At 39.3% G+C, this 14,727-nt stretch carries 14 protein-coding genes; 12 read left to right on the forward strand and 2 right to left on the reverse strand.

The window, feature by feature from the left end; genetic code table 11:
- Position 1 precedes the first annotated feature (1 nt).
- From PVK79_RS09765 to PVK79_RS09815, 11 genes are all read left to right on the forward strand, one after another.
- Positions 2 to 955, forward strand: a complete 954-nt coding sequence (locus PVK79_RS09765; protein ID WP_182760061.1) for a YbgA family protein — start codon at positions 2 to 4, stop codon at positions 953 to 955.
- On the forward strand, positions 955 to 2,349 hold the full coding sequence (gene phrB / locus PVK79_RS09770; RefSeq protein ID WP_182760060.1) for a deoxyribodipyrimidine photo-lyase: 1,395 nt from the start codon (positions 955 to 957) through the stop codon (positions 2,347 to 2,349). The genes PVK79_RS09765 and phrB overlap by 1 nt, the downstream gene beginning before the upstream one ends.
- 1 nt (position 2,350) lies before the next feature.
- Positions 2,351 to 2,779 (forward strand): nuclear transport factor 2 family protein, encoded by a 429-nt coding sequence (locus PVK79_RS09775; protein WP_182734157.1) that lies wholly within the window; start codon positions 2,351 to 2,353, stop codon positions 2,777 to 2,779.
- Positions 2,779 to 3,489 (forward strand): SDR family NAD(P)-dependent oxidoreductase, encoded by a 711-nt coding sequence (locus PVK79_RS09780; protein ID WP_169018644.1) that lies wholly within the window; start codon positions 2,779 to 2,781, stop codon positions 3,487 to 3,489. The genes PVK79_RS09775 and PVK79_RS09780 overlap by 1 nt, the downstream gene beginning before the upstream one ends.
- Complete coding sequence (locus PVK79_RS09785; RefSeq protein WP_257326564.1) at positions 3,486 to 4,742, forward strand: NAD(P)/FAD-dependent oxidoreductase; 1,257 nt, start codon at positions 3,486 to 3,488, stop codon at positions 4,740 to 4,742. The genes PVK79_RS09780 and PVK79_RS09785 overlap by 4 nt, the downstream gene beginning before the upstream one ends.
- Entirely contained in the window at positions 4,735 to 5,469 is a 735-nt protein-coding gene (locus tag PVK79_RS09790) for a DUF1365 domain-containing protein (protein ID WP_145235849.1), read from the forward strand. The genes PVK79_RS09785 and PVK79_RS09790 overlap by 8 nt, the downstream gene beginning before the upstream one ends.
- A 26-nt stretch (positions 5,470 to 5,495) precedes the next feature.
- Complete coding sequence (locus tag PVK79_RS09795) at positions 5,496 to 6,758, forward strand: SAM-dependent methyltransferase (RefSeq protein WP_145235846.1); 1,263 nt, start codon at positions 5,496 to 5,498, stop codon at positions 6,756 to 6,758.
- Positions 6,736 to 7,248, forward strand: coding sequence for a DUF2878 domain-containing protein (locus tag PVK79_RS09800; protein WP_145235843.1), 513 nt, complete (start codon positions 6,736 to 6,738; stop codon positions 7,246 to 7,248). The genes PVK79_RS09795 and PVK79_RS09800 overlap by 23 nt, the downstream gene beginning before the upstream one ends.
- A gap of 44 nt (positions 7,249 to 7,292) precedes the next feature.
- Positions 7,293 to 7,784, forward strand: a complete 492-nt coding sequence (locus PVK79_RS09805) for a chalcone isomerase family protein (RefSeq protein WP_145235840.1) — start codon at positions 7,293 to 7,295, stop codon at positions 7,782 to 7,784.
- A gap of 1 nt (position 7,785) precedes the next feature.
- A complete protein-coding gene (locus tag PVK79_RS09810) occupies positions 7,786 to 8,319 on the forward strand; it encodes a DUF3833 domain-containing protein (RefSeq protein WP_145235836.1) in 534 nt (177 codons plus the stop codon).
- Between the two features lie 208 nt (positions 8,320 to 8,527).
- Positions 8,528 to 8,803 carry an HU family DNA-binding protein gene (locus PVK79_RS09815; RefSeq protein WP_145235830.1) on the forward strand — a complete coding sequence of 92 codons (276 nt, stop codon included), beginning with the start codon at positions 8,528 to 8,530 and terminating at the stop codon, positions 8,801 to 8,803.
- A 69-nt stretch (positions 8,804 to 8,872) separates the two neighbouring features.
- Here the strand turns inward: PVK79_RS09815 and ilvN are convergent, their stop codons facing one another.
- Together ilvN and PVK79_RS09825 are read right to left on the reverse strand one after the other, a co-directional pair.
- Entirely contained in the window at positions 8,873 to 9,370 is a 498-nt protein-coding gene (gene ilvN / locus PVK79_RS09820) for an acetolactate synthase small subunit (protein WP_149980181.1), read from the reverse strand.
- Positions 9,370 to 11,094, reverse strand: coding sequence for an acetolactate synthase 3 large subunit (locus PVK79_RS09825; RefSeq protein WP_145235824.1), 1,725 nt, complete (start codon positions 11,092 to 11,094; stop codon positions 9,370 to 9,372). The genes ilvN and PVK79_RS09825 overlap by 1 nt, the downstream gene beginning before the upstream one ends.
- A 541-nt stretch (positions 11,095 to 11,635) precedes the next feature.
- Between PVK79_RS09825 and PVK79_RS09830 the strand changes: the two genes are divergently transcribed.
- A complete protein-coding gene (locus PVK79_RS09830; RefSeq protein ID WP_425607885.1) occupies positions 11,636 to 14,668 on the forward strand; it encodes an immune inhibitor A domain-containing protein in 3,033 nt (1,010 codons plus the stop codon).
- Positions 14,669 to 14,727 lie beyond the last annotated feature (59 nt).

Consider the following 14,727-nt stretch of genomic DNA (forward strand, 5'->3'; position numbering starts at 1 on the left):
TATGCAGCAATCGACTATTCAAATAGGCATAAGTGCATGCCTTGCAGGTGAGAAAGTTCGGTTTGATAGTGGCCATAAAAAATCAAATTTTTGCATGGATGAATTCGCAAAACATGTTGAATATAAACGCTTTTGTCCCGAAGTGGCGGTAGGTCTACCGATCCCAAGACCGACAATTAGACAAGTTAAAGTAGGCACAACTATTAAAGTGTGCCGTCCTGACGGCAGTGGTGATGTTGGCCCACAATTGACAGAATATGGTAAAAAAGTTGCCACAGAGCAGGCTGCACAATTAAGCGGCTTTGTTTTTTGTGCTAAAAGTCCAAGCTGCGGCATGGAACGGATCAAAATATACAATGAAGCAGGCACAGGTAATACATCTGAAGGTGTGGGCTTTTTTGCTGCGCAAATTATGGCTCACAACCCATTGTTACCGTGTGAAGAAAATGGTCGTTTAAATGATATGCACTTGCGTGAAAACTTTGTAATGCGAGTGTTTACTTATAAAAACTGGCAATTGTTGCGTCAACAACCAGCAACCCTGCATAGGTTAACGCAGTTTCATGCGCAATATAAGTATTTGTTAATGGCTCACAATTATCAGGCATATAAAGATCTTGGTAATTTACTGGGCACCTATGTCGGCGATGATTTTGAGCAGCTTGCTGACGATTATATTTCAGGATTAATGGCAGCGCTGAAAAGACCTGCATCACGCAAAAATAACAGCAATACTTTAATGCACTTACAAGGCTACTTTAAAAAACATTTATCCAAAATTGAAAAAGAAGAGCTACGAGATGCAATTGATGAATATCGCTCAGGTTTAGTGCCGCTGTATGTACCGCTGACACTCTTAAAACATCATTTGAAAGTACATCCAAACGAATACTTAGCAAAGCAAGTTTACTTCAACCCTTATCCTCACGAACTAAAATTACGCTACGGAATTTAATGAACACTGTATTTTGGTTTAGGCGCGATTTGCGCCTTTTTAATAATCATGCCCTTTATCAAGCAATCGACAATGGTTGTAAAGACGCTATATTTTTTATCACTGAGCAACAATGGCAACGCCATGGTGTTGCTTCAATACAAATTGATTTGCTAAAACGAAGGTTAAACTTCTTAGGTCAGTTACTAGCTGATAATGGCATCACCTTGCATATCATTGAAGCGGGTAATTACGCAGGATGTGTGCAGCAGTTAAGCGAGTTCTGCCAGCGACATTCAGTAACGCAGTTATTTGCCAATAAAGAATATGAAATTAATGAAGTTGAGCGCGATAACGCATTTTTACATCATGCTGATAAACTTAAAGTATCAGTTACCTTGTTTGATGGTGACGTGGTTGCACCGCCTGGAACGGTACTGAATCAAAGTGGTGAGATGTTTAAGGTGTTCACCCCTTTTAAAAATGCCTGGCTAAAGCAATATCAAGATACTCATTTTTATTTTCAAGCCCCCCCGACAATGTTTAGCCCAATACCTTGGCAAGGTTCAGCGTTACTTACCGGTGACGATTCCTCACATAAGTGGCCAGTTGATGATGCGTCATTAAGTCAAATCTGTGCCCGCTTTATCAGCGATAAATTACTCAGCTATAAAGATCAGCGAGATATTCCAAGTATTAAAGGCACATCAGGCTTAAGTCCGTATTTAGCTTTAGGAATTGTCAGCGTTCAGCAATTAATTGCTCTTGTACAGCAACAATATGTCGATGCTTTAAGTAGCTCTAAAAGCAATTTATTTACTTGGGTCAACGAGTTAGTGTGGCGTGAGTTTTATCGTCATTTAATTGTGGCTTATCCAAAACTTAATAAATATAACAACTTTAATGAGAAATATGACCCAGTAAAGTGGCGAACTGATGAGGCTGATTTTACTGCTTGGTGTGAAGGTAAAACAGGCTACCCGCTTGTTGATGCCGCTATGAGGCAGCTTATTCAAACTGGCTGGATGCATAATCGCTTACGAATGGTGGTTGCCAGTTTTCTTACCAAACACTTGTTAATTGATTGGCGTAAAGGTGAACGTTTCTTTATGCAGCATTTGATCGATGGCGATTTAGCGTCTAACAATGGCGGTTGGCAATGGGCTGCAAGTACCGGCTGCGATGCCCAGCCATACTTTAGAATATTCAACCCGATTACTCAAAGTGAGCGATTTGATCCTGATGGTCATTTTATTCGTAAGTATATACCGGAGTTGGAAAATGTGCCGAATAAGCAAATTCATTTTCCACATGAATATTTAGCGAAAAGCGGCAAAGCAAAAGCGGTTTATTGGCCAGCAATCGTTGATCATAAAACGGCTCGCTTACGAGCGCTTGATGCATTTAAGGTATGATATGAGCAACCACAGAACAGATAAATTTATCGCGATATACCAAAAGCTAAGTAAAGAAAATCTACATTTACTGAGTGATATTTATGCTGCAGACATTCACTTTTCTGATCCATTGCATGAAGTCGATGGTTTAGCTGACTTACATCAATATTTTGCTAAACTTTATAGTAATGTTATTGAATGCACGTTTGATATCAGTGACACTGTTAGTGTAGGCGATAATGCTTTTGTTTACTGGACTATGTATTATCGCCATCCAAAGCTTAGCAATGGCCAGCAAATAGCCGTAGCAGGCCATAGCAAGTTAACATTTACTGGTGACAAAATCAGCCTTCATAAAGACTACTTTGATGCTGGTGCATTACTTTATCGACATATCCCTATTCTCGGTTCAATTATTAAATACATAGATAATAAGGCAGCGGAATAATGATCACGCTTATAACAGGTGCAACATCAGGTATTGGTGAACAACTTGCGAAACTGTATGCGCAAGCCGGGGATACAGTGATCGCTTGTGGGCGTAACCAAGAAAAACTAAACGAACTTGCGCAACTAACGAATATTGAAAGTTGTCAGTTTGACGCTACTGATTTACAAGCAATACGAAGTAGCACTGTTGCTTATACGCAATTTGATCGCGTTATTCTTAATGCTGGCAATTGTGAGTATATCGATGATGCGCATAATTTTGACAGTGCATTGTTTACCCGCGTTGTTACTACTAATTTGCTTTCGATGGGTTATTGTCTTGAGGCTTTACTACCGAGGATAAAGTCCGGTGGTCAGTTGGTGATTGTCAGTTCAAGCGTAACTTATTTACCGTTACCGCGCTCTGAAGCATATGGCGCATCAAAAGCTGGGGTCAGTTACTTAGCAAAAAGTTTAGCCATTGATTTAGCTGATATTGACGTAACCTTAGTGCACCCAGGCTTTGTTAAAACACCGTTGACTCAAAAAAACGATTTTCCAATGCCAATGGCAGTTACTGCAGAAAAAGCGGCAAATTATATTATCAAAGGGGTCGCTAAGCGCCGCAAAGAGGTGCATTTTCCTTATCGTTTCACCCTTATTTTAAAATGTTTACGCATGTTGCCGCTGCCAATTTGGCTCATGCTTGCAAAAGGATTAAGTCGTTGAAAAAAATAGCAATTATAGGTTCTGGAATTGCAGGATTAAGCTGCGCGCATTTGTTGTACAAAAAGTATGATATTACGGTATTTGAAAAAAACAACTACATTGGTGGGCACACCGCAACGATAGATATACAGGTTGATGGTGTTAAGCATGCTATTGATACTGGCTTTATTGTTTTTAATGATCGCACTTACCCTTATTTTGAAAAGCTGTTAAAGCGCATCGGCGTTGAACGACAACCGACAGAAATGAGTTTTAGTGTGCATAATCAGCAAACTGGTTTTGAATACAATGGCCACACTTTTGCCAGTTTGTTTGCTCAAAAGCGCAATATATTTCGTCCGCGCTTTTGGAAGTTACTCAGTGATATTGTGCGTTTTAACACGTTGTGTAAAAAACTATATCATGACAACGACTACCAAAGTGAGCAGATGTTAGGTCAGTTGCTCGACCAACACGGTTTTAATGATTTTTTTCGTTACCATTATATTTTGCCAATGGGCGCGGCTATCTGGTCAACAAGTATTAAAGAAATGAGTAATGTAGGGGTTGAGTTTTTTGTAAAATTCTTTTTCAATCATGGCTTATTAGATATTACTAATCGTCCGCAGTGGTATGTTATTCCCGGTGGTTCAAGGGAATATATCAATCCATTGATCAGTGGTTTTAAAGATAAAATAAAATTGAACACGGATATACAGTCTATTTTTCGCACCCCAGAGCAGGTGTTGATCCGATTGAAAAATGGTACCGTTGAGCAATTTGATAAAGTTATTTTTGCTTGTCATTCTGATCAAGCTCTCGCTTTACTTGAAAACCCAAGCACTGATGAAAAAGCAATTTTATCAGCCATTCCCTACACTGAAAATTCAGTGATTTTGCATACTGACACTGCTTTGCTGCCAAAACGTAAAGCCGCATGGGCCAGTTGGAATTATCTACTTACCGATAATCTTGATAAAGCTGCTGTTGTGACTTATCAAATGAATATTTTGCAAGGCATAACAAGTAAAACGCAATTTTGTGTCACGCTTAATCACCGTGAGGGAATTGATAAAACTAAAATACTCCGAGAATTTACGTATCATCATCCAGTATTCAATAAAACGTCTATTGCTGCTCAGCAACAGAAACAGCTTATTGATGGAGCCAACAACAGTTATTTTTGTGGCGCTTATTGGTATAACGGATTTCACGAAGACGGCGTGAAAAGCGCTGTAGATGTTGCTCGCAAACTTGGGGTTGAATTTGAATAGTGCACTTTTAATCGGTGATGTTCGTCATCACCGATTAGCAATTAAAGCGCATAGCTTTAATTATCAGTTGTACATGATGTGGGTTGATCTTAATGCTCCTCAGCAACTTGATGGTGTTCACCCTTGGCTTGGAACAACAGGCTTTAAAGCACTTAAATTTAAACAATCAGATTATCTTAATCGTGATTTAGATACTCAACAACCAATCAAACAACGAGCAATTGATAAAATTGTCGAGCTGGGGATTACTGCTCCGTTTAGTAATGTTTATATGCTCGGACAGCTGCGCTGTTTTGGGGTGTATTTTAGCCCAGTTAACTTTTTCTTCTATGAAACGGCTGATGGCGATTTTCCCTATATGGTCGCTGAAGTGAGTAATACCCCCTGGAACGAGCGACACTATTACTTGGTTGATTTACACAAGAAAGTGAACTTTAAAAAGGCTTTCTCCGTATCACCATTTATGAATTTAGATATGGATTACCACTGGAAAGTGCGTTTAACAAAGCACAATACTATGATCCATATAGAAAATAAAAAAGATAATACGCTATTATTTACTGCCAGTTTGCGTTTACAACGCCAGTCACTCAGTCGTGCTGCGGTTACTGCGTTACTGAAACGTTTTCCTGCTATGACAATCACTGTGATGAAAGGAATTTACGTACAGGCGTTTAAACTATTTTGTAAGCGAGTGCCTTTTTTAGGTCACTCAGGCAAGAATTGATAAGCTAAAATAATGAAGGTCATGAGATGGAAAAAGTATCCAGTTTAGCTGATAACGCATCAAGTAGCTTGTTAAGTAAGCTGTATAAAAAGTTAGTCATTGGTGCGTTTGATAGCATTGAAGTCGGCGCGATTACCCTAGTTGATGGTAACGACGTTCAACACTTTGGTGATCCTCAAAGTCACTTGCAGGCTAAAGTAGTTGTTAATAATCCGGCAATGTATAAAGCATTTGCGCTCTCTGGCAGTGTCGGAGCTGGCGAAGCTTATATTTTAGGCCAGTGGGAATGTACTAACTTAACTCAGTTGATTGAAATTTTTGCCATTAATCAGGCTCAACTGGACCAATTTGAACGTAAGTTTGCGTTTATTAGTAATCTTTACAATCGAATAAACCACCGTAAAAACAAAAATTCTGAGCAAGGTTCAAAGAAAAACATTGTTGCTCATTACGATTTAGGCAATGAGTTGTATTCATCATTTTTAAGCACTGAAATGCTTTACTCAAGTGCTGTCTACCCATCAAAAGATGCTTCTCTTGAGCAAGCACAAAGCCATAAGCTTGATTTAATCTGCCAACAAGTAGATTTACAACCCGGTGAAACGGTTATTGAAATTGGCACAGGGTGGGGAGCGTTTGCCATTCATGCTGCAACACATTATGACTGCCACGTTACTACTACAACTATTTCTGATGAGCAACATGCGTTTGTGGCAGAAAAAATTACCCAGTTGGGGCTTGAAGATAAGATAACCTTATTGAAACAAGATTATCGTTTACTCGAAGGCAGTTACGATAAGCTCGTGTCAATAGAAATGATAGAAGCGGTTGGTCATGAATACCTACCCAGCTTTTTCAAAAAATGTAATGACTTACTCAAAGACAGTGGTGCAATGCTGATCCAAGCAATTACAATTGCTGATCAACGCTATCAACATTACCTGAAAAATTCTGATTTTATTCAGCAGTATATTTTCCCTGGTGGTTGTTTACCGTGTATTGATGAAATGAATAAGCAAATAAAAAATCAATCAGACATGGTGGTACACAGTATTAGCGATATCGGCGTTCATTATGCAAGAACCTTAGCTGATTGGCGCACACGGTTTATTGCAAGCTGGCCAGAAATCGACAAAGTTAAGTTCGACCAGCGTTTTTATCGATTGTGGTTATTTTACTTAGCTTACTGTGAAGGCGCATTTAGGGCGCGAGTAACCAGTACAGTGCATTTAGTTGCTCGTAAACCGCGTTTTAACCATTCAAGTGATGACATTGCGCTCAGTTATTAATTTTTTGCTGTTTCAAGGAGTGTGGTTTTTAGCATTATTCCTTGAGCAGCGCGCTATTATACCGATTTTATTAATCATCATACTAATGCTATGCCTGTCGCAGCAAAAGCAACAAGATATGCTGTTACTGTGCTATGGCTTAATGATCTCGTTAAGCTTTGAATATTTGATGGTTGAGGTTGGCTTTTTATCTTTTAGTATATCCCCTTTTCCATTGTGGTTTATATTACTTTGGTGTGCCTTACTCTTAACCATCAATACGTCAATGCAATTTTTGCATCGCACGCCTTGGTATTTAGCGATGTTGCTCTGTGCTGTTTTTGCCCCCGCAAGTTATATTGCTGGTGCACGCTTTGGGGCGTTAGAGGTTCATCCTGTAGTTTGGCAATTTTGGCTTATATATGGTTTTGCTTGGTCGCTTATGTTCAATTTTATCAGGATGATAAACACATATAGCAAAAAGTACCTGTTAGTTTCTGAACACAAATGAGCATACAGGTGTAACTATTTAACTTAGAAATTTGGAGTCCGGTAATGATAGCAAGATTAACTAAAGGGCTAATCATTTTAATTGTATTGATATGCAGCCGAAGCTTTGCAGCTGATTTTAAAGTGGTCGGTGAGGCTCGTTTTGAGTATCTATTTTGGGATGTCTATCAGGCGCAGTTAGCAACCCCATCTGGGACCTATCAGTTTGGTAATCACCCCACTAAACTGACATTGACCTATTTACGCGATTTTGCTGCAAAGGACATAATCAAAGCGACAAACGAACAATGGCAGCATTTGGGTAAAAAAGAGATTATTAGTAAATACGATGCACAGTTAGCTGCGCTTTGGCCAGATATCAAAAAAGGTGAATCGCTATCGTTCATTACGGATGAAAATGGTATTGGCACATTTTATTTTAATGGTAAAAAGTTAGGGGCTATAGAGCAAAATGGTTTTGCGGATAACTTCTTAGCTATTTGGCTTGACGCCGATACCTCTGAGCCACAAATGCGAAAACAACTAATAGGGCAATAACATGAAGCGAATTACTACATTATTTTTACTTAGTTGCACATTTTTATTAAGCAGTTGTGCTGCGCCAGATGTTGAGTATTACCAAGGAAGTCAGCCAGAATTTAATTTTAAACAATTTTTTAGTGGCAAATTGAAAGCCTACGGCGTTGTCCAAGATTATAAAGGTGAATTAACCCGTAAGATGGTTGTTGACATGAATGCGAGCTGGGATGGCAATAACGGTGTTATAGAGGAAGATTTTGTTTACGATGACGGTGAAACTCAACGTCGAGTGTGGAACATAACACTCAATGCAGACAATACTTTAACTGGCACTGCAGGTGATGTCATAGGTATCGCGAAAGGGAAAAGTAATGGCAGTGTTTTTCATTGGCAATATACCCTAAAACTACCTTATGGAGATGACACCATTGAAGTTAATTTAGATGATTGGATGTATCTGGTAACACAATCACGCTTGATTAACCGTACAGCTATTGATAAGTTTGGCATTGAGGTTGGGGAAGTAACCTTAGTTATCGAAAAAGTTGATTGATCAACAAATTACCATATTGATTTACTAAATAGTGCTTAAGTTCATTGTTGGTTAATCTTTAAATCAATATTTATTTCAGCAATTATTTAAAATTTACTCATTTTTTAAGAATTTACGTGAAAAAAGCATTTTGCTGTTGCCAATACTTAAAAAATGCATAAAGATAGGTTTTGCGAAGGCAAAATAATAACGAATAGGAATTTAACAAATGAATAAAGCTCAATTAGTTGAAAAAATCGCTACTGATGCAGAAATCTCTAAAGCAGCAGCTACACGCGCACTTGACGCATTCACTGGTGCTGTTACTTCTTCTTTAAAAGAAGGTAATTCAGTTGCACTAGTTGGTTTTGGAACTTTCTCTGTAAAAGAGCGTGCTGCACGTACTGGCCGTAATCCACAAACTGGTGCCGAAATCCAAATTTCAGCGGCAACTATCCCAAGCTTTAAAGCAGGTAAAGGTCTTAAAGATCAAGTTAATCCTTAATCAATTAGATTGGTTAAATAAAAAAGGGCTGATTAGCCCTTTTTTTGTATCTGCTCATTAATCTAAGGTTTAAGCTTTTAGTGCTTTATCACCGCGGCCAATACCTACCGCACCAGAGCGTACAACTTCAATTATGTCAGTCTCATGGCGTAAGGTATCTAAAAACGATTCAATTTTATCTGTGCTACTAACAAGCTGCAATGTGTAGCTGTTGCGACCCATGTCTAAAATAGCACCTTGGAATACATCTACCACCCGTGTTACTGCAGCTCGCTTAGCTTCATCTTGAGCGAATACTTTTACTAAAAGCAGCTCACGTTCAATATGCGCCATTTCAGTTAGATCAATAATTTTTAATACATCAACTAATTTATTTACCTGTTTAGTGATTTGCTCAACCACACGGTCATCACCCATGGTAGTGATAGTAATACGTGATAAAGAATGATCGTCTGTTGTGCCAACTGTTAAACTATCAATGTTATAAGCTCGTTGTGAGAATAGGCCAACAATACGCGATAATGACCCTGGTTCATTCTCAAGTAAAATAGATAATATACGACGCATTATGCTTTCACTCCTTTACGTAACCACATTTCATCAACTGCTCCAAGCTTAATTTGCATTGGGTATACATGTTCATTTTCATCAACAAGAATATCTAAAAACACTAAACGGTCAGTGATCGACATGGCTTTATCGATTGCGGGCTGTAGTTCATCAAGAGTATTAACGCGAATACCGACATGGCCATAACTTTCAGCAAGTTTGACGAAATCAGGTAACGATTCCATATACGACGATGAGTGACGACCGCCATAGACCATATCTTGCCATTGACGCACCATACCCAGAGAGCGATTATTCAGTGACACCACTTTTACAGCCAAGTTATATTGTAAACATGTCGAAAGTTCTTGAATGTTCATTTGAATCGAACCATCACCGGTGACACACACTGATTCTTTATCCGGGAACGCAAGTTTCACTCCCATTGCCGCTGGCAGACCAAAGCCCATAGTGCCAAGACCCCCTGAGTTGATCCATTGGCGCGGGTTTTTAAACGGGTAGTACTGCGCCGCAAACATCTGATGCTGACCTACATCAGAGCTTATATAGGCATCACCATTGGTGGCTTTATAAATTGCTTCAATGACGGCCTGAGGTTTTATTTTATCGCCCGCAGTGCTGTAGCTTAAACATTTTTGTTCACGCCAGCTAATGATCTGACGCCACCAATCTTCTTGAGCACTACGATCAATTTTGATTGGACTTTTATCTATGGCTGTTTGTAATTGCTCAAGTACGGTTGATAAACAACCGACGACTGGAATGTGAGCTTTGATCGTCTTTGAAATAGAGGTTGGATCAACATCAACATGAACAATCGTCGCATTGGGACAGAATTTCTTCACGTTATTGGTTACCCTGTCATCAAATCTGGCGCCCAGAGCTAAGATCACATCGGCATTTGCCATCGCCTTATTTGCTTCAAGGCTCCCGTGCATACCTAGCATACCAACGAAATTAGGGTGAACACCGGAAATACCCCCCAATCCCATTAAGGTATTAGTTATTGGTGCATTGAGTGATTCAACCAAATGAGTCAGTTGCTCTGAAGTGTTAGAAATAATAATCCCGCCGCCTGAGTAAATGACCAGTTTTTTAGCTTCTAAAATAGCGGCAACGGCTTTGCGAATTTGCTTTGGGTGGCCTTTGGTATTTGGACTATAGGTTCTCAGCTCTGTGGTTGCTGGAAACTCAAAATCAAATTTAAGTGCAGGGTTTAACATATCTTTTGGCAGTTCTACGACCACAGGACCTGGGCGTCCAGTACTTGCAATATAAAATGCTTTAGCCAAAATTTTAGGAATATCTTTTGCGCTACGACAGTTAAAACTGTGTTTTACGATTGGCCGAGAGCAACCAACAATATCGGTTTCTTGAAATGCATCATCACCAATTAAGTTAGTCGGCACTTGACCGGATAGCACTACCATAGGGATAGAATCCATATAGGCTGTAGCGATCCCCGTTATACAGTTTGTCGCACCTGGACCTGATGTTGCTAATACTACGCCCACTTCACCTGTGGCACGTGCATAACCATCAGCCATATGGGTTGCTGCTTGCTCATGACGAACTAAAATATGCTCAACATCATCTTGCTGAAATAATGCGTCATAAAGATCTAATACTGAGCCACCGGGGTAGCCAAATATATATTTTACCTTCAATGCCTTTAATGCCTGAACAACTAGTTCGGAGCCATTATATTGTTGTGTACTCATCCTCATTCCTCTGTGTGCCAGTTACCGATTGATTATTATCATGAGTAATAATGTGCTATTGCACGCACTCCCCATTTATTTTGTGCAATTACCGTATAATTTAAATGCATAAAAAAACCCCCGCTTAGGGCGGGGGTTTTTAAAAAGCTACTTCACCTTCTAATACATCCCCGCTGGGCTTAAAACTAAGACCAGTACGAGTACAGTGACTAGGTGAAATTGATATTTCATAATGTTATTTTTCTTCTCGGTATTTGTTATGTAAATTTTAATGAGTTATTGCGCCGTAATAGCCAAATACACACTAAGTCTACTAATTTAATAGCCTTATTTTTAAAGGTTTTGCCAGCTAATGTCAACAGCCAAAACGGCAATGTTGCATTAAAATTCCAAATTAATTGTTTTTCTACTTAAAAATTGCTTTAAATCGCATTATTAGCCGTGGAAAATAAAGAAATTATGCTTTTTGATTTGTTGGGGTATTCAAGGTGTACCTATAACTGTAATGTAAGTATATAAATTATTAGCTATTATTATCTTTATGAAGTTGTTGATAGGTGATCCTGTGAAATACTCACAATTGTTATGTGCACTGACTTTGGTATTGTTAAGTCAACATAGTGTGGCAATACCACAAAATAGTAGCCCAACTGATATTGGGGTCGTTAACAAAGAGCGAATTTTATATTGGTTAGATAAACGCGGGCAGCTTGACGATAAAATAGCGCATGATAAATTATTGTCTGATTATATTGGCCGTGGTGGATCAGTGCATTCACGTCGGCAACTAAACCCTCAAGTTTTAACTCAACAACGAAAAATGGCTCAGCGCTTAGCGAGTGTGTCTTCGCAGTTACCTAATTCGAAAAAAAATACCGTAAAAGTGTTGGCTATATTGGTTGATTTTCCTGACTTACCTCATGATGATAATGGCTTAGCCGCAGCTGACAGCGATATGTACTACTCAAGCTATAGTCAGCAGCATTACCAACAAATGTTATTCGCTACTGATGGTTACTCAGGACCTCAGCAGCAAACTTTGCAAACAGCATATCAATATTATCAGCAAGCCTCAGGGGAAAGCTTAGCATTTACGGGTCAAGTTTATGGCTGGGTAACAGCCGATAATGATGCGAAAAGTTATGGGGCTCGCCAAGGGGGAAATAATGATATTGATGCACCAAGTTTAGTGCATGAAGCGGTAGAAAAAGCCGTAGCCAAATTTAATATTAATTTAGCCGATTATGATTTAACAGATTTGGATGATCGTGATGGTGATGGGATCACCAATGAACCTGATGGCATTATTGACCATGTTATGATTTTCCACTCGAGTATAGGTGAGGAAGCCGGTGGTGGTATATTGGGTACTGATGCAATTTGGTCACATCGTTTTTATGTGTACGATCAAAACAATCAGCCAAGTGCGGTTGATGGCAGTAGTATTCGTTTATTTGGTTATACTATCAATCCTATCGACGCTGGTATTGGCGTGGTGGTACATGAGTTTGGTCACGACTTAGGTTTGCCTGATGAATATGATTTAACCGGCAGTGCGCTTGGTGAGCCTGTGGCATTATGGTCAGTTATGTCTGGTGGTAGTTGGGCAGGCTCACCTAGCGGTTCACAGCCGGTGATGTTCAGTCCTTATGCACTCGAATATTTACAAAACCGTTACCAAGGAAACTGGCTTAATCAAACGACGATATCGTTAGACGAAATCGATACCAATCAACAGCAAATACTTCGCCATAGTAGTGGGGTATCAACTGAATTAAACCAGTTGAAAATCACCCTGCCAACTAATTTACAGCCGTTTTATCAAGCGGTAGAAGGGCACTTGCAATATTACTCTGGCAGTGGCGATAATGTTTCACAAAGTATGACATTTACAGTTAATATACCTGCAAGTACGCAGCCTACTTATCTTGATTTAAGTGCTTATTACAGCATTGAAGCGCATTATGATTATGCTCAAGTATTAGTAAACGCCCAACCTATTGCGTCGCAATATACCCAAGCGGTTAATCCATTTTATGGAGACATTGGTCCATATATAACAGGGTCTTCAAGTTCAGTAAATGACGCTCAGCAGCCGAATAATTATTTACGGCATCGTTTTGACTTATCAGCTTATGCTGGTCAAACAATCACACTTAGTTTTAACTATAAAACGGACACTTATACTCATTATTTTGGTCTAGTGGTTGATGATATGACCATTAGCCAAGGTGATACTTTCGTTTGGCAAGATAACGCAGAGCAGTCAACACAAGCACAACTTGATGGCTTTAGCCGAGTGGGGGATCACATCTATGCAAAACCACACAATTACTATTTACAGTTACGTAGTTATTTAGGAATAGATAGTGGTTTACAAGTTGAGCAGTATTCACCGGGTTTATTACTTTGGTCTGCTAATGAACAGTATACAGATAATAATACTCCTGAGCATATTGGTGAAGGGTTTATATTGGTTGTTGATGCCGATCAAAATGCCATTGCAAAAGGTAATAGCAGCGCACCTGCCAGTACTACGATTCAGTTAAGAGATGCTGCTTTTAGTCTTTATGATCAGCGCCAAGGTTTAGGCGATACGCAGTTAACAGCAATCACTGAGTTTAATGATAATAATGATTACAGTTTTGCCACGCAACCGGCCTCTGGTGTAAAAGTTTCAACGTTTGGTTTTAATTTTTCTATTGTTGAGCAAGCGATTAATAATAGCTCAATTGAATTGAATTTAGGCTATACACCACAGTCTGGGATCAATGTAATTACTAATGATCTCGAAGCGAGTTTTGAAATTAAAGGAATGGCGTTGACCCCAACCGATAGTTTTAACTGGCAGTTTGGGGATGGGCAAAGCAGTGATGAATTGAATCCAAGTCATACATTTGCCGATTACGGTAGTTACACTGTGGGTTTTACTCGTACTAATGAACAAGGGCAGCAGTTTCAAGAATCGATGACTTTTGTGCTTACTGCGCCGTTATCAATTTCTAGTGTGGATACCAGTATAGAGAAAGGCAATGTTACTGCAAAAGTCACTGTATCAGGTGGTCAAGCACCTTATGACTATGCATGGCAATTAGGTGATGGCTCAACTGCGAAAGGGCAGAGCATTAACTACCGCTATGAATACAGTGGCGATTATACCTTGAGCGTTATTGTAACTGATGCAAATGGCGCTATGCAGTCTTTTGCAACCCAAGTGTCGGCAGATGTATTACTTACAACACAGGCCAGTTACAGTGCAAAAGATTTGCTGGTTAATTTTAACAGTGATACCAAAGGCGGGTTTAATAATTACACTTACAGTTGGGATTTTGGAGATGGTAGTGCTGTAAGCCAACGTGCTAATCCTACACATACTTATAACCAAGCGGGAAGTTATACAGTGACACTGATCGTGACTGATACCTCTGCAAATGGTATAAAAAATACCTTACCGTCTAGCAAGCTTACGGTAACAGTGCAAAAACAAGTTGCCAGTTCAGGCTCCAGTGGCGGAAGTATATTTTGGTTATTGTTACTGCTGCCGCTCAGTTTTCGAACAAAGAGGCAAGCATAAACTAAGTGACAAAAAAGCCAGTAAATACTGGCTTTTATCATAATGCTAATAATCTAGGT

It is taken from the genome of Pseudoalteromonas rhizosphaerae (assembly GCF_028885455.1).
Taxonomy (GTDB): Bacteria; Pseudomonadota; Gammaproteobacteria; order Enterobacterales; family Alteromonadaceae; genus Pseudoalteromonas; species Pseudoalteromonas rhizosphaerae.

What these genes read in the sequence shown, in the direction of transcription:
- PVK79_RS09765 (WP_182760061.1), top strand. Translation starts at nt 2, where the DNA reads ATGCAGCAATCGACTATTCAAATAGGCATAAGTGCATGCCTTGCAGGT.
- phrB (WP_182760060.1), top strand. Translation starts at nt 955, where the DNA reads ATGAACACTGTATTTTGGTTTAGGCGCGATTTGCGCCTTTTTAATAAT.
- PVK79_RS09775 (WP_182734157.1), top strand. Translation starts at nt 2,351, where the DNA reads ATGAGCAACCACAGAACAGATAAATTTATCGCGATATACCAAAAGCTA.
- PVK79_RS09780 (WP_169018644.1), top strand. Translation starts at nt 2,779, where the DNA reads ATGATCACGCTTATAACAGGTGCAACATCAGGTATTGGTGAACAACTT.
- PVK79_RS09795 (WP_145235846.1), top strand. Translation starts at nt 5,496, where the DNA reads ATGGAAAAAGTATCCAGTTTAGCTGATAACGCATCAAGTAGCTTGTTA.
- PVK79_RS09800 (WP_145235843.1), top strand. Translation starts at nt 6,736, where the DNA reads ATGACATTGCGCTCAGTTATTAATTTTTTGCTGTTTCAAGGAGTGTGG.
- PVK79_RS09805 (WP_145235840.1), top strand. Translation starts at nt 7,293, where the DNA reads ATGATAGCAAGATTAACTAAAGGGCTAATCATTTTAATTGTATTGATA.
- PVK79_RS09810 (WP_145235836.1), top strand. Translation starts at nt 7,786, where the DNA reads ATGAAGCGAATTACTACATTATTTTTACTTAGTTGCACATTTTTATTA.
- PVK79_RS09815 (WP_145235830.1), top strand. Translation starts at nt 8,528, where the DNA reads ATGAATAAAGCTCAATTAGTTGAAAAAATCGCTACTGATGCAGAAATC.
- ilvN (WP_149980181.1), bottom strand. Translation starts at nt 9,370, where the DNA reads ATGCGTCGTATATTATCTATTTTACTTGAGAATGAACCAGGGTCATTA.
- PVK79_RS09825 (WP_145235824.1), bottom strand. Translation starts at nt 11,094, where the DNA reads ATGAGTACACAACAATATAATGGCTCCGAACTAGTTGTTCAGGCATTA.
- PVK79_RS09830 (WP_425607885.1), top strand. Translation starts at nt 11,636, where the DNA reads ATGAAGTTGTTGATAGGTGATCCTGTGAAATACTCACAATTGTTATGT.